Source organism: Flaviflexus ciconiae (assembly GCF_003971195.1).
GTDB classification, from domain to species: domain Bacteria; phylum Actinomycetota; class Actinomycetes; order Actinomycetales; family Actinomycetaceae; genus Flaviflexus; species Flaviflexus ciconiae.
On record NZ_CP034593.1, the window covers coordinates 2,421,704 to 2,439,131 of the forward strand.

17 protein-coding genes, 1 tRNA gene and 1 pseudogene are annotated in these 17,428 nt (G+C 59.6%); 14 read left to right on the forward strand and 5 right to left on the reverse strand.

The features are described 5' to 3' along the window. Positions 1-11 precede the first annotated feature (11 nt). Positions 12-548 carry an MFS transporter gene (locus tag EJ997_RS13585; protein WP_228201484.1) on the reverse strand — a complete coding sequence of 179 codons (537 nt, stop codon included), beginning with the start codon at positions 546-548 and terminating at the stop codon, positions 12-14. Positions 549-649: 101 nt separating this feature from the next. Between EJ997_RS13585 and cysS the strand changes: the two are divergent. The 5 genes and pseudogenes from cysS to EJ997_RS10810 all read left to right on the forward strand — a co-directional run bounded on the left by cysS (position 650) and on the right by EJ997_RS10810 (position 5,790). Then, a pseudogene (cysS, locus tag EJ997_RS10790) lies at positions 650-2,076 on the forward strand (cysteine--tRNA ligase). Further along, positions 2,073-3,047: a 23S rRNA (guanosine(2251)-2'-O)-methyltransferase RlmB gene (gene rlmB / locus EJ997_RS10795; RefSeq protein ID WP_126704557.1), complete on the forward strand. Its 975-nt coding sequence runs from the start codon at positions 2,073-2,075 to the stop codon at positions 3,045-3,047. Before cysS ends, rlmB begins: the two are co-directional and overlap by 4 nt. Next, positions 3,044-4,450 (forward strand): hypothetical protein, encoded by a 1,407-nt coding sequence (locus EJ997_RS10800; RefSeq protein ID WP_126704558.1) that lies wholly within the window; start codon positions 3,044-3,046, stop codon positions 4,448-4,450. The genes rlmB and EJ997_RS10800 overlap by 4 nt, the downstream gene beginning before the upstream one ends. Next, positions 4,443-4,847 (forward strand): hypothetical protein, encoded by a 405-nt coding sequence (locus EJ997_RS10805; protein WP_126704559.1) that lies wholly within the window; start codon positions 4,443-4,445, stop codon positions 4,845-4,847. Before EJ997_RS10800 ends, EJ997_RS10805 begins: the two co-directional genes overlap by 8 nt. Beyond that, entirely contained in the window at positions 4,840-5,790 is a 951-nt protein-coding gene (locus EJ997_RS10810) for an LCP family protein (protein WP_164719974.1), read from the forward strand. The genes EJ997_RS10805 and EJ997_RS10810 overlap by 8 nt, the downstream gene beginning before the upstream one ends. Positions 5,791-5,891: 101 nt before the next feature. Here EJ997_RS10810 and EJ997_RS10815 read toward each other — a convergent pair whose 3' ends face one another. Next, positions 5,892-6,455 (reverse strand): LytR C-terminal domain-containing protein, encoded by a 564-nt coding sequence (locus tag EJ997_RS10815; RefSeq protein ID WP_126704561.1) that lies wholly within the window; start codon positions 6,453-6,455, stop codon positions 5,892-5,894. Positions 6,456-6,622: 167 nt separating this feature from the next. Between EJ997_RS10815 and EJ997_RS10820 the strand changes: the two genes are divergently transcribed. Then, a complete protein-coding gene (locus EJ997_RS10820; protein WP_126704562.1) occupies positions 6,623-7,579 on the forward strand; it encodes a hypothetical protein in 957 nt (318 codons plus the stop codon). Positions 7,580-7,666: 87 nt separating this feature from the next. Here EJ997_RS10820 and EJ997_RS10825 read toward each other — a convergent pair whose 3' ends face one another. Both EJ997_RS10825 and EJ997_RS10830 read right to left on the reverse strand, forming a co-directional pair. Continuing rightward, positions 7,667-8,140 (reverse strand): FABP family protein, encoded by a 474-nt coding sequence (locus tag EJ997_RS10825; RefSeq protein WP_126704563.1) that lies wholly within the window; start codon positions 8,138-8,140, stop codon positions 7,667-7,669. A gap of 121 nt (positions 8,141-8,261) precedes the next feature. Next, complete coding sequence (locus EJ997_RS10830; RefSeq protein WP_126704564.1) at positions 8,262-9,752, reverse strand: DEAD/DEAH box helicase; 1,491 nt, start codon at positions 9,750-9,752, stop codon at positions 8,262-8,264. A 308-nt stretch (positions 9,753-10,060) separates the two neighbouring features. On the opposite strand from EJ997_RS10830, the gene EJ997_RS10835 reads away from it, so the two are divergent. From EJ997_RS10835 to EJ997_RS14130, 3 genes are all read left to right on the forward strand, one after another. Beyond that, entirely contained in the window at positions 10,061-10,501 is a 441-nt protein-coding gene (locus EJ997_RS10835) for a hypothetical protein (protein WP_126704565.1), read from the forward strand. Between the two features lie 364 nt (positions 10,502-10,865). After that, positions 10,866-11,477, forward strand: a complete 612-nt coding sequence (locus EJ997_RS10845; RefSeq protein WP_126704566.1) for a DDE-type integrase/transposase/recombinase — start codon at positions 10,866-10,868, stop codon at positions 11,475-11,477. A gap of 87 nt (positions 11,478-11,564) precedes the next feature. Then, positions 11,565-11,828 carry an integrase core domain-containing protein gene (locus EJ997_RS14130; RefSeq protein ID WP_407644351.1) on the forward strand — a complete coding sequence of 88 codons (264 nt, stop codon included), beginning with the start codon at positions 11,565-11,567 and terminating at the stop codon, positions 11,826-11,828. Between the two features lie 340 nt (positions 11,829-12,168). Here the strand turns inward: EJ997_RS14130 and EJ997_RS10855 are convergent. Next, positions 12,169-12,252: transfer RNA gene (locus EJ997_RS10855), tRNA-Ser, on the reverse strand. A gap of 390 nt (positions 12,253-12,642) precedes the next feature. Here EJ997_RS10855 and EJ997_RS10860 point away from each other — a divergent pair. The 5 genes from EJ997_RS10860 (at position 12,643) to EJ997_RS10880 (ending at position 17,314) form a co-directional block, all read left to right on the forward strand. Continuing rightward, positions 12,643-13,320: a VOC family protein gene (locus tag EJ997_RS10860; RefSeq protein ID WP_164719975.1), complete on the forward strand. Its 678-nt coding sequence runs from the start codon at positions 12,643-12,645 to the stop codon at positions 13,318-13,320. 154 nt (positions 13,321-13,474) lie between these two features. Beyond that, positions 13,475-14,521: a zinc-binding dehydrogenase gene (locus tag EJ997_RS10865; protein ID WP_206501656.1), complete on the forward strand. Its 1,047-nt coding sequence runs from the start codon at positions 13,475-13,477 to the stop codon at positions 14,519-14,521. Beyond that, on the forward strand, positions 14,518-15,168 hold the full coding sequence (locus tag EJ997_RS10870; protein WP_126704568.1) for a PaaI family thioesterase: 651 nt from the start codon (positions 14,518-14,520) through the stop codon (positions 15,166-15,168). The genes EJ997_RS10865 and EJ997_RS10870 overlap by 4 nt, the downstream gene beginning before the upstream one ends. Next, positions 15,114-16,529: a class I adenylate-forming enzyme family protein gene (locus tag EJ997_RS10875; protein WP_126704569.1), complete on the forward strand. Its 1,416-nt coding sequence runs from the start codon at positions 15,114-15,116 to the stop codon at positions 16,527-16,529. Before EJ997_RS10870 ends, EJ997_RS10875 begins: the two co-directional genes overlap by 55 nt. Then, the gene (locus tag EJ997_RS10880; RefSeq protein ID WP_126704570.1) at positions 16,526-17,314 is read left to right on the forward strand and encodes an ABC transporter permease; all 789 of its coding nucleotides are present in this window, start codon (positions 16,526-16,528) and stop codon (positions 17,312-17,314) included. Before EJ997_RS10875 ends, EJ997_RS10880 begins: the two co-directional genes overlap by 4 nt. The last annotated feature ends 114 nt before the right edge of the window (positions 17,315-17,428 follow it).

Below are 17,428 nucleotides of genomic sequence, written 5' to 3' on the forward strand. Positions count from 1 at the left end.
ATCATCGGATGTCACCCCGAACCAGCCGACTTCGGGCCGATGATACCCAAGTAGAGGATTAGCATCAGTACGATTCCACCGACGTACCCCAGTCCCCAACCGATCCCCGAGATCTTGCCGCGGTTCTGCGGAGTGGAGATATCGGTCAGCATGGCGTTGTAGACGACCGATCCGGTGTCGAACGCAATATTGCCGATCGCAAGCAGAAGCAGACCCAGCCAGAGATAAGACTCCTCCGGGCGCACCAAGGCGAGCCCGGCCGTCGCCAGAATGGTGATCGTGGTGGTGAGAGTAATAAGGCTACGGCGTTTGCCGGAGCGGTCAACGGACTGACCCATCACGGGGGCGATGATGGCGACAATGATGCCGGCCGCTGTCATCGTGTAACCAAAGTTCGTGTTGGCGTCGGGGCCAAAGAAGTCGCTGTTGACGATGTAGACCGAGAAGACGAAGGTGGTGACGACCGCGTTGAAAGCTGCCGAAGCCCAGTCCCAGAGGGCCCATGCCGTAACCTTGCCGCGCGTCGTTCCGCTTGACGAAATGCTCATTCCTGCACCGTAGCGCCTGAAGGTTGCCAGAAAGTAATGAATGGCGAAAATCCCGTCCCCGAGTCGTGTGGATCCCGAGGTTATCCGGGTAACCTAGAGGTGTGACTCTGGAAATACATGACTCAGCGACAAAGACTCAGCAGGTGTTCGAACCCCGCACCCCGGGCAAGGTCGGAATCTACCTGTGCGGAGCCACCGTTCAAGGAGCCCCCCACATTGGGCACCTGCGGTCGGCCCTCGCCTTCGACGTGCTGGCACGCTGGCTCATCAGGTCCGGGTACGAGGTAACAACGGTCCGTAACGTCACCGACATTGACGACAAAATCCTCGCAAAGTCAGCGGAGGCAGGCTGGGAGTGGTGGGCCTGGGCCTACCGTTTCGAACAGGAATTTGCCGACGCGTATCGTGCACTGGGAGTTCTGCCTCCCACATACGAGCCGAGGGCAACCGGCCACATCACCGACATGATCGACCTTATCCGCCAGATCATCGAGGCGGGCCATGCCTACGTAGGAGATCCCGGGAACGTCTACTTCGACGTGGGATCCCTCCCGGACTACGGTTCGCTGACCCGTCAGAGCCTGCGGAACATGACCGTGGACGAAGACGAGGTCGAGGCCGACAAGAGGAACCCGCACGACTTTGCCCTGTGGAAGGCACCGAAGGAAGGCGAACCAGAAACGGCCGCATGGGATAGCCCCTGGGGTCGGGGCAGGCCCGGATGGCACATCGAATGCTCCGCCATGGCAGGCCGCTACCTCGGTGACGACTTCGATATTCACGGGGCGGAATCGACCTGCGTTTCCCTCACCACGAAAACGAGCAGGCACAGTCGCACGCCGCTGGACGTGGATTTGCGAAGTACTGGATGCACAACGCCTGGGTGACGGTAGACGGCGAGAAGATGAGCAAGTCGCTCGGCAACTCCCTCATCGTCTCCGAGATTCTTAAACAGGTCTCCGCCCCGATCCTTCGCTTCGCGCTCACAACGGTGCACTACCGGTCCACCGTTGCCTACTCGCCATCCACGCTCTCGGAAGCCACAACCAACTGGGAGCGACTCTCGGGATTCCTCGCCCGGGCCGCCGAAACCGTTGGCGAGGCCGACGCTGACCGAGTTGCCTCCCTGACCGCAGAGCATATGCCCAAGGAATTCCGGGAGGCCATGGACGACGATCTCAACGTCTCCGCAGCCATGGCAGTCATCCACGACCACGTGACAAAAGCAAACGTGGCACTCGGCGCCCGCGACGATGTTGCGGTAGCCGAAGCCCAAATCATTATCCGCGCCATGCTGGACGTCCTCGGGCTCGACCCCAGGTCCCCGCAGTGGCTCCAGTCCGGCTCCAGCTCGCACGATGAGGCGCTCGCGGTCCTCGTCCAGGAGGTCCTCGACCAGCGCGCCAAGGCGCGTGCCGACAAGGATTGGACAATGGCAGACAGGCTTCGCGATACGCTCGCAGAGGCCGGCATTACCGTAGAAGACGGCGCGGACGGCGTCCGCTGGCACGTCAAGGAGAATTCATGAGCAACCACAGGCCCGCCAACAAGAAGGGCCCGAAGGTCGGCTCCGGAGGAGTGCGCCGTCGGCGACTCGAAGGACGCGGCCCCACGCCGAAGGCGGAGGACCGCGAATACCACGTCGCCCACGCCAAAAAAAAGGCACGGGAGGCCGAAGAGAAACGACAGGAAGCAATCAAGCTTGCTCGCGCCGGAGGTAAGCTCCCGGCCTACCTCAAGCTTGAGGCTGGCCATGAACTGATCTCGGGGCGCAACCCCGTCCTCGAAGCTGTTCGTGCCGGAGTGCCTCTGACCCGCGTTTTCGTGGTTCCCGGCGGCACCGTTGACGAACGCATGGAGGAGGCGGCGCGGACCGCGGCCGGCCGGGGGGCGCCCGTTGTTGAGGTGAGCCGCGGACACCTGGACACGATGACGGAGAAGGCCGCCCATCAGGGTATCGCCATTGAAGTCCCGCCCTATGACTACACGGATATCGATACCGTCGTCTCCGACATTGCGGAAGCCGACAAGACCGGTCTCATTCTCGCTCTTGATTCGATTACCGACCCGCACAACCTCGGTGCGGTGCTCCGCTCGGCATCGGCCTTCAACGCCGATGCCGTTCTCATCACCGAGAGACGCTCCGCCGGGGTTAACGGAACGGTGTGGAAGGTGTCGGCAGGTGCGGCCGCCCGCGTGCCCGTCGCACGGGAAACAAACCTGGTTCGCACCCTCGATCATTTGAAGTCGAACGGCTACTTCGTTGTGGGGCTCGCCGGCGAGGGCGATGTCATGCTCGATGACCTTGAGCTTGCCGATATGCCACTCGTTCTTGTTACCGGATCCGAAGGGAAGGGTCTATCCCGTCTCGTTCGGGAAACGTGTGACCAGGTCTGTTCCATCCCGATCTCGGGTGAAATGGAGTCGTTGAACGCAGCGGTGGCTACGGGTATTGCCCTCTACGAAGTGGATAGGCGAAGGAGGAAGGCAACAGCATGACCATGTGGCGCCCCGTCAGCGGGGATATCTACGGCCTCGACCCGATTCTCTTCAACGAAGAGGCGTTCCAGGAATTTTTCGCCAAGGAACGGGTGCTGGCGCGAGGTAAGAACATCGAAAACGGCCACTATGAGATTGAGCTTGCCGTAACGGGACGACGCAGGCGCGTCGCCGTTCTTGACGACGAAGGCTACGTCATTCCAGGCATGCCACTGTCGGAGCTCGTCGATACGATGGATGCGACGCTCCGCAAGGTCCAGATCGTCATCGATGGCGAGGTCCGCTACGGCGATATCGACCTCGGATCCCTCCCCGCCGATCTGGCTGAGGATGTTGCCTTCTTCCAAGAGGGAGATGATGGACTGACCGGGGTCGCGCAGACACCTGAAGAAGCTACGTCGGAGACGGCGGACGCGGAGGAAGATGAAGAGCTACCGGATGCTCCGTTGCTCATGCTGACCGACATTGTTCTCGCGGAGATTCCCGCGCTTGCAGCGGTCTCCAAGGTGACGATGGCAGCGATTCCGCACGGCACAATCAACGCGATAGTGGGGGAGAAAGCCGTTGACCCGAAGCGGCTGATCCTGCCGAAGCCGGTCTTCCACCTGACTCTCCGCACCCAGGGTGAAGGCGCCCCCGTCCTGACGGTCACGCTCGACAACCAGCGCACCCAGAGCTGGACCTGGGACGGTCAGCTCCCCATCCTCGACTGGATGAACGAATATGACGGGGCACGCGAATTTGCCGACGAACACCTGGGCGCCGGTGCACTCGCCAGACGATGCGTCCTCGAGATCGAAGATGGCTCAGCCATGGAAGTGCGGGATGCTCTCCTGTCGAACAAGAAGCTTGGCCCGGCCTTCTTCGTTCAGGCCATGGGCTTGCGCCCCGAGATCCTCGATGTTCTCGACGGTCGAATGAAGGTGAATGAGCTGCAGGACGCGGAAGTGTTCGAGCAGGCCACGTTTGCGAAGGCCCTGCGGGAAGCGCTTGCCCTTGAAATCTCGGGCCACGGTGTTGCCAAGCCCAAGCTGTGGGCAACCTACCGGAAGGTCTTCCTCGACAACCCGGGGCTCCTCAACGCCGCCGCCTCCATCCAAGCAGCCCTCGGCGGGTCCATCTTCGTTGGTGCCCTCCAAGCGAAGGGCCGGAAGGCACGCTGGGGTGCTGGCGCCGGAGCTCTCCTCATGGTGAATGCGGTCTCCCGAATTCTCACCACCCAGTTCATTCAGGAATCGCTCGAGCAGAGTGAGGCCGTCCAGAAGCTAGCCGCGGCTGCCGCCGAGGAAGCGAGGACCGAGGAACGCGCTCGTATCCAGCAAGAAGCCGCGAGTGCAAGTGCAGAGACTGCGCAGACCCCGGGCTCCGCAACCGCACAGACACCGGAGGATAGCGATGAGTGACGACCAGATTGAAGCATTCTGGACCCGTGCAATAACGAAGGCGCGGATCAATCAGTTCGAAGTCGTGACAGGCCCAGATCGGGACTCGGCACTCACACCGCCCGCGTGGTCACTGGACGATGAGACGGTGGAAGCGGCCCTGCGTGACGGCAAACTTGTTTTGATGTCGGCGGCCTCCCAGCACGAGGTCCTTCCAAAAGCGTGGGGCCTATCGATCCTCCTGTGGGAAGACGAGACACCCGCGGCACTGGTGCAGACCACCGAGGTCACGGTCCGCACCAAGGAAGAGCTCGATGCGGAAGAGACAATCGGTGACTGGGCCGCGGTTCGCGACACCATCCCTGCGGGGGCATCCGTCGTTGTCGAAGTCTTCAAGGTTCTTGCCGACAATGCGTAAGACCAGCATTCTCGCCGTGTGCGCTCTGTTAATTGGTGCATGTGGGACGGATGCTGAGGAAGAACCGACAACCAGGTCGTCGGCAACGTCCACCCCGATCGAGTCGGCGGGGCCGTCCGGTGATGCCACGTCGAGCAGTGCTCCGGCGCCGTCTGGGACGACAGAATCCGACGACCCGGTTGCCACGGAGGAGCCGCTGACACTTCTCGTGGTTGGACTCGATGCTGACTCGGGGTCGCAACGAGCAGACGTCACGATGCTTGTCCGCATTGATGGCGACCGCGAGCATCTGACCGCCATGTCGATTCCGCGTGACACCTGGGTGGAGATCCCGGGCCACGGTGAAAACAAGATCAATGCCGCCTACGCGTTTGGGGAAGAAGAACTCCTGTCGCAGACGGTTAGCGACCTGTACTCCGCGGAAATTGATCACGTCATGGCTGTGGACTTTGAAGCGTTTACTGAACTGTCCAGCATCCTTGGACCCATCGAAGTGGAGACAGCCGACGGTGTTGTCACCTTGGAAGGTGAGGAAGCCTTGAGTTTTGTGCGGGAACGGAAGTCGCTTCCCGCCGGAGACTTCGACAGGGTCCGCCGCCAGCAGGCATTCCTCGCGGGGGTCTCGCAGTCCCTTCGCGAAGCCGGTCCCGCCGAACTCGCTCAGCTAGCAGAGCTCGCAGGGGAGTACATCGAGGTAGATGGACGCAGTGGGATCAGTGCACAGGCGCTACTTCTCAGCCTGCTCGATGATGCTGCGGGAACCGAGCAGGTTTTCTTCTCCGCACCCCACGCCGGAACCGGCTGGTCCGAGGACGGTCAATCAATCGTTCTCGTCGATGCTGAGGAAACCCAGCAGATTGCAGAAGCCTACGAGTCCGATACCGTTGCGGAGTGGGTTGAAGAATCCCAGGCAGAAACGCTCGACAGCAGGCCGGTCAACTAGGGACGAAACTGCTGCAGGGCGGCTTGGCTGATGCGTAGGGCGGAGTTGTAACTATTTCTGGAAGCGAATAGGCGTGACCGGAGTTGATCAGCGCTCGACGGTTACGCAGTTCTCGGGCTGGTGAGTTCCTGCCCGGCGGACAACTCGGCAATCTCACCGTCGGGACGAAGCTCTGTGAAGTCCTCGCCGAGAACAACATCGAGAACCTCCGTTGTGGTTGTGCCGTCAAGGAGAACCGTCGCGGTGGGGAACATGCGGGCGAGGGAGTAGGCCTGCGGAAGGGCCCCGAGCGACGAGTAAATGACGACGGGGGCCTGAGGAGTTTCCCCACCCCAGTTCAGTTCGTCGGCAACAGCAACGCCATGTTCGGTGAGCTTCCCAGCGACCGTCGCGGCCAAGCCAGTGCGTGGGCTTGCGTTGTAAACCTTGACGGTGATCGAAGTGTTTTCCACCGCCTGGGTGCCGGCAGGAATACAGGGGACAACGTTGTCCTGAGCATCTTCTTCCGCAGTGAACTCGCGGTTCATCGGGAAGGGAACGATTCCGGTGAACCAGAGGAGCCCAAGAAGGAGCAGGAGGGAAAGCAGCAGGCCGATACTGCCGAAGATGACAGTCTGACGCTGCTGCAGGCGCTGACGGTAGCTCGTTCTTTGATGAGAGTTCACCCCTCAACGTTATCCCACGCGAGTAATCGGTGGCTTCCAGACACGGTTTCTTCAGTAGGATAGATGACCGATAACCGAAAATTTTGACCAAGGATACTACTCCCCAAGTTCGACGATGAGCGAGGGGCAGAACATTCCTAGAATGATCGGGACCAGGGGAGGTGTGTGTGCGAGGAAAAGGTTTCATCGCTGCTCTCGTACTTGTTCTAGCGGGCTGCGGTTCGGTTGCGGACGAGGAGGGCGAAAGCGCACCCTCACGGACTGGGACACGTGATACCCCCACCGCTTCTGAGGAAAACCCGGCAGTACCTCCCGCTGCCGAAAGCCCCGCTACGCCAACGGGCGCCGTTGAAGACACAACCGTATTCCCCTCCGAAACGGGATCCTCCAACGGCAGCATGTCAGACAGTCAGGACGACAGTAGCGACGGTAGCGAGCCGGAAATGAATGAGGCTCCGACCGTTGAGCCGGAGGAAACCAGTAGCGCCCAAGATAGCGGAGCTATGGGACTTAAAGTTGCCTCGTCCAATCCCGGTTTCCTCATCGGCGACAGGTTCACAGTTGATGGCGAAGTCTATCGACGACTGGTCATGCCCGATGACTACGAGAACATTGTTCAGGACTCGGTCCTGAGCGACTCCGATCTGACGATTCCCGAAGAGAACGTCATCGATGCGCTCCTCGTGACCGGACGGTTCGCAGGCGAAGAACTAGCGACCTCCGAACTGGCCTTCGACTATTCCGAAGAGAATGCTCGTGCCTGGCTCGAAGAAAATGCGGACCTTTTCGTCCAGCCCGACCTTGTCGAGGCGGGGCTACTCGACACCGAGTCCCCCAATAATTCGCTTGCTCTGCTCTACACCAACAATGGCTGGGACAGGGGAGTGCCCGAACGGGTAGCCCGAGTACAGAACCTTCACGTCGAGCTTGCCGATATTGAGCAGGACGGACAAAACCTCACCATCACCCACTCGGTATCGTTCGAAGCCAAGGTTGACGGTGCTGGCGGACTTGACGGTACGTTTGTTGAGAAGACCCGACTGACTGCCACCTACGAAGTGACTCAGGTCGATGGCGAATGGAAGATCGCGGACTACACGACCTCCTGGCAAACCCGCTACTGACGCGGCGGCCATGGCACGGGGGTTGCTCCGCCGAAAGTGCTTAGGCGCAGTGGAGACGGTCGAGTAGCTTCGCCAGAAAACTATGAACTATTCGACTCGCGTCAACGTTGCGGCAAGATGATCAGTCATGGGCTGTCCCACCGCCGCCATGCCGAACCTCATCTCCAACACATCGCCCGATAACGTGTACTTCCGAGTCGTGGCATCAACGCGTTTCGCAGAAGAAGAGTTGTGGAGAGTTGACGTCAGGGAAATTTCGAAGCCTGCCTCTCCTTCCACCAGCGTTCCTTCCGCAAGTTCTGTCTGACCCGTCGGGAGGGCAAGAATGAATTCCACGTTGCCGGGGGACGGGATGCGGAGATAACCCGTTTCGGTATGAAGGGGAGTGCCGGTCGGCGACCAGGTCTTCTGCTGATAGTGCAGGAACGGCTTCCCGGTGTTCGTGAAGGTCAGTTCCTCCACGTAATCGAAAGTCTTGATCGTTGGATAAAAGCCCTGGCCAGGCCCCTTCCAAACGCCGACGAGGGCGGCGACGGGTTTCAGGTTTGCATGAAGGTCCATGACCACAATCCTAATGAGAACGGAACCGCCTGACTCGGACATCAAGAGTTTGCCCGGATAGCTACCAATGGTGGGCTACCCGGGCAAACGAAATACTCGTTTTAGAACGACGTAGGTGGTCCTACCTCGAGCTGAAGCTCCGAGAAAACTCAGCGGCGCCGCGGCGGCTGGAGCCGTTAGAGCGGCCCCTAGCTAATCCAGACCGGTTACCGGATCCGCGTGCACCCTGCTCGGAGTGGCCACCGGAACCGTGTGCTCCGCGGCCGCCACCGGAGCGGCCGCGTCCGCGTCCGCGTGAATCGGCCTGGTTACGAGAGTCTGATTGTCCGCGTGAGGGTGCTGAGCGTTTGCCTCGGGAAGACCCGGACGAGCGGGGCTTGGTGGAGGCCTGCTGGGTAGGTTGGGGTGCCTTGCCCGAACGATCCGCGGCTTCTTCGGGAGAGAGGAAGGCGCGCTTGCCGGGTGCAAGATCGAAGAGGATCGGGTGATCCGGGTGAGCATTGGTGAAGGTCGGGCTAATCTTCGCCTTGCGGAGAAGGGAACGAACATCGTTCCGCTGGTCGGGTAGCTCGATGGTGATAACCGTGCCTGCCTTGCCGGCGCGTGCCGTGCGGCCCGACCTGTGCAGGTAGGCCTTGTGCTCAACCGGCGGATCCGCGTGGATGACGAGTGCAACATCGTCAACGTGAATGCCACGAGCGGCAATATCGGTCGCAACCAGGGTCTTCACCTGTCCGGAGTGGAAGGCCTCGAGGTTCCTCGTGCGTGCGTTCTGCGACAGGTTGCCGTGCAAATCAACGGAGGGGATACCCAGGCGGATCAGCTGCTTGGCGAGCTTCTTCGCTCCGTACTTCGTGCGAGTGAAGATAATGGAATTGCCGGGTGCGGCCGCCAGCGAGGCGATGACATCGGTCCGGTCCTCGCCCGTCACTCTCAGAACATGATGCTCCATCGCGCTGACGGGGGAGAGCGCCGAATCTGCCTCGTGGGTGATCGGGTCGTGCATGAACTCCTTGACGAGGGTCGAAACCCCGGCGTCCAGCGTTGCCGAGAAGAGAAGACGCTGGCCCTGCTTGGGAGTTGCCCTCATGATCTTCCGGACATTGGGAAGGAATCCCATGTCAGCCATGTGGTCCGCTTCGTCGATCACGGTGACCTCCACGTTTGAGAGATCGACAAGCTTCTGGCCCATGAGGTCGAGAAGCCGGCCCGGGCAAGCAATGAGAATATCGACGCCGCGGGCCAGCGTGCGGGCCTGCGGATTCTGGTTTACTCCGCCAAAGACAACGGTCGAGACCAGCTTGGTTCTCTGCTCGAGAACAAGAAGGGAGTCATGCAGCTGTGTTGCGAGCTCGCGGGTTGGAGCAAGAATCAGGGCACGAGGCTTCTTGGACTGTCGGCGGCCCTCCGTCTTTAGGAGACGAGCAACAACAGGAATGAGGAAAGCAAAGGACTTGCCGGAGCCGGTTCGGCCACGGCCGAGAACGTCGCGGCCCTTGAGCGAATCCGGGAGGGTTGCTTCCTGGATCGGGGTCGGGATCGTGATGGCCTCGTTCGCAAGAGCGGAAACGAGGTTGTGGGGCACGCCAAGGCGTACAAAAGTGGATGACATGTAAAGAGCTACCTATCGGGAGTTGTCTCACCGGGGCGTCATGTAAAAGTAAGGGCGTCATGCAGAATTTTGATTGACCTGCGCGCCAGCGGCCCGGGGTAAGACTGAGCGGACCGATGACTGGATGCTATCAGTGCATGAAGTGTGAACGAACGTTCGGTGCTGATCGTCACCATTGATGGTTCGTGTGCGAAGCCTGTTTCAGGGACACAACTGACACTGCGAACCGGTCTGAAATGGGTGTGGACCTTTACCGGGCGGCAGTGTTGAATAGCTCACAAAGGTGCTGGCTCATCCGGGGAGGGACCATGGGGCTCACCAAGTATCAGACAGGCGGTTCTACCTCGTGGGCTACGGAGCCCCTGAAGGCCGCGTTGACCGAGATCGTGCGTGCCATTGGGGTTTCCGACGTGCGGATTAGTGCCTACCAAGAAAATGGGGTGGGTTGGCACAAAACCGGTGAGGCTGGGGATGTTCAGCCCGGCCGTCAAGATAATCCGTCCTACCCCGACACGGTCGACGTCATGAACGAGATCGTCAAGTACGTGGTCGCCAACTGGGATCGGCTCCACGTTCGGTACGTGGCTGCGCTGGGATGGGAATACGGCGGAAGCTGGGGTGGGCCCGAGAGAAAACGCCGCCAAGTTACAGACTATGGGGGATCCGATCCCTTCCGCGACCATCATGTCCACGTCGACTTCACGTCCGGCCGAATCCCTGGAGCTAACGCCGGCATTGCCGTTGGGTGAAGTGCCTCGGGTTTTGTTCCGTTTGAGTAGATGGGAATATTTTGGACCATGCCGAAGGGGTTTGATCAGGATGCGAAAGACCGCGTTGTTGGCTTGGTGGAGGACCGCATTTTGGCGGAGAGAATTTTCGACGTAGGAAGCGTGCACGTTTGTGGCGCCCAAACTGGGTGTCTTGTGGCACACGGCCCGATAATGGACGCAAGTAGCTCGACGCGAAGGACGAGTTCCTGAACGTCTTTGCGAAGACTTGGCAGCTGAAAACGCAAGGCTACGGCGAGAATACCAAGAGCTACGTGACACAAACGGGTTGTTGAAAGTTGCATCGGCTTTTTTCGCATCGGAACCAGGCCCCAAACGTTAAGAAATGATCCGGTTTATCGATGAATATCGGGATCGTTTCACAATCGAGTGCATCTGTACGACGCTGAAGAATAATCGTGAAGGTGGCTTCATTACCTCACGTGGTTACCGGCAGTCGAAAGCCCGTGGACTATGTTCTCGCGCTCTTCGCGACGCAACTCTCGTGGAGCATGTTCGTCAGGTTCACGCTGATAATTACGACGTCTACGGCGTGAGGAAAATGTGGCGCGCTCTTCGATGTGGAGGCATTGATATCGGTCGCGAGCAGAGGGCTAGGTTGATGGGCTTGGCCGGCCTGTCAGGCAAAGGCAAAGATGGTGCACCTGTCACCACTGGCAAGCCTCAGGGCCCAGATCTGCGGCCTGACCTCGTTAATCGTGAATTTAAAGCACCGGGTCCAGGCAAACTGTGGGTGGCTGACATTACATACGTCCGCACGCGGAAAGGATTCGTGTACACCGCGTTTGTCACCGAGGTGTACTCCCGCAAGATTGACGGGTGGGCGCTGTCAGATTCGATGCGCACGGAGGCGTTGCCGCTCCAGGCACTGAACCAAGCGATTGCGTGCGCAAAAGAAACAGCCGGACTGGTTCACCATGTGGACCACGGCTCGTAATACGTCAGCATCGTCTACAACGAGCGGCTAGCCAAGTACGGGATCACTGCGTCCACCGGGACAGTCGGTTTCTCCTATGACAATGCCCTGGCCGAGAACGTCAACGGTTCCTACAAGAATGAGCTCATTCATCGCCGACGGTGGGCAGGCGTTGCCGAGGTAGAAATTGCGACGTTTGAGTGGGTGACTTGGTGGAACGACTACAGGCTCCACCAGTCCCCGAGCTACCGCACGCCAGCCGACGTTGAATCAGAATTTGGCAAGAACAGCGCAGCTCAAGAAAAAATAGAAAACAAGGCACATGCCAAGGAACAAAACCCGAGGCACTTCATTTTGCCGTATTTGCGGTAGCGCCCCGGTACCTACCGCCAGGTGTCCGATCGACAGAACCGAACGGCGAGCGAGCCATAACTAATCGCGCTCCCTCACTATCCGAAAAAGACCGAAAATCGGGCAGGCCATAGGTTGCTGTTTTAGAGGGTAACCGAAGACGCCTTTTTCGTTGGCTTCACGGGGGAAATGGTTATAAGGGCCACTCCTTTTGGGGCGTCTCTAAGAGTGGCCCTAATTGTGTCCTTAGCAGTGCAGATTAGATGGATTTATGCCGAAAACTAGCCCTCAACACGACAATCTAGCCCTCAACGTGAAAGGGACTTTTCGTTGGTGTGCCAACGAAAAGTCCCTTACCTTGCGGAGGATGGGGGATTCGAACCCCGAGGGCTTGCACCCAACCCGCTTTCCAAGCGAGCGCCATAGGCCACTAGGCGAATCCTCCTCGCATGCTACGAGGCCGTAACATGCCTGTTCATACTAGCCGATAAAGCTCGTTCGGGTGAAATTCGCCGGTGTAGCGTTCGCCATGAAATGTGTGCCCTTGGGGGAACGAATCTCCTACCCTGCGCCCTGTCGCCCCGGTGTTCGATCGTCGTTCAGTCGTATTTGTGGTTCTCATCTCGCCCTCGGGTGCCCGTTAAGGTTATTTGCGTTCACATGGGTTGTTGTGGTGGGGGAAATAGGACCTTGGGCCGATGCGCAGGATGTGAAACGACATACCGAATCTCGAGACGTCTATACAAAGTGGGTTGTGGTTTGCCAGAATGGCATTGCACGTCAATTGTTGACTTGGAAACTATTCGTTTCCTATCGGAGACCGGAAGGAGGAGCGATGACAGATCACTCAGTGGGAGTTCCTCCGCTCCTTGACCATATTGTGGTTGCGGCTCCGGACCTTGAGGCCGTGGTTGCTGACTTCGAGCGTGCGACTGGTGTCCGTCCCGTTAAGGGCGGTTCGCACGAGCGGTTCGGGACCCGTAACTTTCTCATTTCCTTTGGCGGGGACGCATACATGGAGTTCGTCGGAATTGATCCCGAACTTCCCGAGCCCTCGGTGCCACGTCCGTTCAATCTTGACGATTTGGCGGACCCGGTTGTGTCGACCTGGGTTCTGCACCCGGAGGATCCGGATGCGGCGGTGGAGTCGATTCGCGCCGCTGGCATCGATGTCGGTGATCTTTCCGCGGCTTCCCGTCTGAAGCCGGATGGGGAACTTCTTACGTGGCGCCTGACGCCACCTCTTCAGGGTGGGTTGAATGGCGTCATTCCTTTCCTCATCGACTGGGAGGACTCGGTTTCCCCTGCTCATTCGGTTGAGCCTCGAGCAACGCTCCAGTCGTTTGTTATTCACGCGAATGATCCGGACGCCCTCGGAGGCTACCTGGCTGCCCTCGGCACCGGGGTAGACATGTGTTGTCGTGGCGACGAATGTCCCAGCGGCAAGTGTCAGGGCGAGCTTCCCTGTCTTGGCCTTGCCGTGAGCGGACCCGAAGGCACCTGGACGCTCTGAGCCTGTCGGCTCCGATACCTCAGGGCAGGTGCCCGACGAGGATGCAATCCGCAGTGTTTCACGGCGCTGACAGACCATTTCGCCACAGGGGCGGAACCGTATGCATCAAACCTAGAACCATTTTCTTCCTACACCCATATCTACAGGAGATGACGTGACTGACCAGGCCACAACCCAGACGATGAAGGCAGTAGTTCTTCGCGAGCACGGCGAGGTCGATACCCTCACCTATGAGACTGACTACCCGAAGCCGGTTATCGAGCCCGGCAAGGTCATCATCAAGGTCAAGGCAACTTCACTTAACTACCACGACATCTTCACCGTGCACGGCATGCCCGGGATTAAGATCCCCATGCCCGTCGTTCCTGGCCTGGATGTTGCTGGTGTTGTTGACGAGATCGGCGAGGGCGTTACCGGCGTGAATGTCGGTGACCGTGTCCTCGTTAACCCGCTCAACTCGGATTTCCACCTCATGGGTGAGGTTATGGACGGCGGACTTGCCGAGTTCTCGCTCGTTGAGGCCGGTCAGATCATTCCGCTTCCCGACAGTGTTTCCTTTGCCGAGGCCGCTGCCCTGCCCGTTGCTTACGGCACCGCTTACCGCATGATTGTAGGCAAGAACGCCGTCAAGGCAGGCGACAAGGTTCTTGTTCTCGGTGCTTCCGGCGGCGTGGGAACCGCATCCGTTCTTCTCGCCAAGCAGCTCGGCGCCTACGTCGTTGCGGCGGTCGGCTCGGACGAAAAGGGTCAGAAGCTCCTCGAATACGGGGCGGATGAGTACTTCAACTACCGTGAGATCGGCATCGACAAGTGGACCCGCGAGAATGTTGGTAAGCCCTCGCGTAGCTCCACCGAGACCGGCTTCGACGTGGTCGTGAATAACACGGGTGGGGACACCTGGCACCCCACCCTCAAGTCCACCAAGCTCGGTGGCACGATTCTTGTCTGCGGTGCCACCGCTGGCTTCGACCCGAAGGAAGACCTCCGCTACATCTGGTCCTTCGAGCTGAAGGTGCAGGGTTCGAACGGTTTCGCCCGCGAAGACATTGAGGCTCTGGTCAACCTCGTGGCGACCGAGGACTTCCATCCCGTTGTCGACTCGATTGTTTCCCTGGAAGAGGCCGCTGGTGCTCTGGCTCGCCTCGAGGGCCGCGGTGTAACCGGCAAGGTCGTTATTGCACCGTGGGGTGATGAGAAGTGACTCTCCCGTCGATCGCCACGATCCAGAAGGCTCTGGATAATGGCCCGTACAACCAGTGGCTGGGTGCAACTGTCACCGAGTTTACGAAGGATTCGATCACCCTTGAGCTTGAGGGCCGTGTGGAGATGACGAACTCCCAGCGCGGCGAAGTTATCCACGGCGGCGTGATTTCTGCGCTTCTGGATGTTGCGGCCTGCTTCTCGGTTATTGGAACCGCGGGCGGTAGCGCTCCAACAATTGATCTAGCGACGCACTTCTTGCGCCCCGTCACCCCTGGCAAGATCATCGTGACTGGACGCCTCATCAAGCCCGGTCGTAGCATCGCAGTTGCTGAAGCGGAGCTTCGGAACGAAGGCGGCAAGGTCGCGGCAATCACCCGTGGCACCTTTGCAACGTCTGCTGTCACACCGATCGAGGACGGTGATAGCGCCGAAGACGGCGCTGACTTGTCGGGCTCAACGATCGCCGGGCTTGAGTCCGGCAACATTGGTGATACCTTCAACCGCTCACGCGGCGACGAGATTGCATTCGTCCAGACCGGGGAGAACCCCGAGAAATCAGCTACACGAACTTCATCGACAACGTTTGTGCGGTGCAGGCGCGGCTCGCGAACGAGGGAATCGGGAAGGGCGACCACGTTGCCCTGATCGGCCTGAACTCCATCGAATGGCTGGAAGCATTTTTCGGGATTATGAGGGCCGGTGCCGTCGCGGTGCCGATCTCCCACAAGTTCCCGGTCTCCGTCCTGCAGTACGTTCTGGAGAACTCCGAGTCGAAACTGGTCCTCGCGGATCGCGCGGATCGCTTACCGGAGGGAAATGCTGTTCCCTTCCGTCTCCTCGATTCCTTCGCCGCCGAGGCCGGTAAGAAAGAGGAACTACCTGCCCCTGCTCCCGTCGATCCGGCGGATCCCGCGATGGTTCTCTATACCTCCGGCTCTACCGGCAAGCCGAAGGGTGTTGTGCGCTCCCACGGATCCCACCTGTGGATCATGGAGCAGGGTGAGAAAGCCTCCGACGGTGCATTCCGATCGATCCTCGTTGCGGCGCCGCTCTACCACATGAACGGGTTAGCAACGGTTCAGGGAGCCCTCGTGCACGGTGACCGCATTGTTCTTCAGCCGCAGTTTGATGCTCGCGGATTCCTGCAGGCAATCGCCGATCACGGCGTCACGAAGCTGACCGGCGTGCCCCCGATGATGGCACTCGCGCTACGAGAAAAGGACCTGATTCGGTCCCTTGACCTGTCCTCGTTAACCGAGAACTTCTTCGGATCAGCCCCGCTGACCGATGAGCTCATTGCGGACATTGAGGCGGCATTCCCGAACGCAAAGCTAGCGATTTCGTACGGCACGACGGAGTCGGGCCCGGTTGCCTTTTCTCCCCATCCCGACGGTCGGCCCACCCCGAAGAACTCGGTGGGCGTTGCCCACCCCGCAGTGCGCGTGCGGCTCCTCGACGCGGACGGTAGCGTTCTGGTGGATGAAGGTATGGGAGGAAAGGGCCCTGCTGGCCCTGCGATCGGTAATCTTGCCGTTGGTTCTCCCGCCGAGCTGAGTCTCTACCTGAACCGACCGGACCTTGCTCGTCCGATTGATACTGACGGCTTCTACCGCTCGGGTGATCTGTTCCGCAGGGACGAGGACGGCTTCTACTACTTCACGGGACGGGTTGATGACATGTTTGTCTCCGGCGGCGAGAACGTTCATCCCGCTGCCGTTGAGGCTGCTCTCGTTGAACATCCCGGTGTTCGTGAAGCTGCAGTGGTGCCGGTCGCTGATGAGATGAAGGGTGCCAAGCCCGTCGCGTTTGTTGTCCGACAAGATGGCACCGGGACGACCGAAGAGGAGCTTAAGGCGTGGGTGCTGGACCGCATGGAACCCTACGCTCACCCCCGCCGAGTTTTCTTCACCGACTCGTTCCCGCTCTCGGGGACGAACAAGGTGGACAAGAACGCGCTTGCGGCGCGTGCCGCGGAGCTCACCGGTGATCAAGGAGCTGATTCGTGAAGCTTGACTATCGTCGCAGGTCGGTGAGGGTCGGGCTTCCGATCATCACCGCTCTGCTCCTTCTGCTCCTGTGGGAGCTTGCAGCCATATTGGACTACATTCCGACGAGGTTCGCGGCTTCCCCAACGCAGATCATCTCCCAACTCGCCGATATGGTCTTCTCGTCGGGCGTGTGGCAATCGATCGGCGCCACGCTGTACGCGTGGGGCCAGGCCCTTCTCATCGGAATCATCATCGGCACGACCGTGGGTATTCTTGTCGGATCGTCGCGGTATATGGCGGCTTTCTTTGGGCCCATCATCGAGTTCCTGAAGCCCATTCCGTCGATCGCCATGATCCCACTTGTTATCTTGACGATGGGATCGGGGAAGCAGTCCGAGGTGTTCCTTGCCGGCTATGCCGCGGTGTTTCAGATGGTGATGGCGGGAATCTCCGCCGTGCGCATGGTGGATCCGCTGGCCCGGGATACTGCTTCTGCCTATTCGATCGGGTTCTGGAGCCGCCTGCGCTACCTGATTATTCCGTCGATGCTTCCGCAACTCATGACCGGTATTAGGATTACCTCCAACACTGCCCTGATTTTCTGCATTACCGCAGAACTCATTGTCGGTATGGAGGGGCTGGGTAACTCCATCGGCAAGGCAGGCGCTGCTGGCAACATGCCGGTCATGTACGCCTATATAGTCGTTGTCGGCATCGTCGGTGTCAGTCTTAACTCGCTTCTTCTTGCCGTCCAGCGCAGGCTGCTGTCCTGGCACGAGTCCTACCGGAACGAGGCCCACTGATGAGAAAGCCGTTCCTTTTCTTCCTTTCCCTCCTCGGCCCCGCAATCGCTATTGCGATCTGGTGGATCACGTCGAGTAATTCGGGAGAGATCTACTACCCGCCGCTTCCCGACA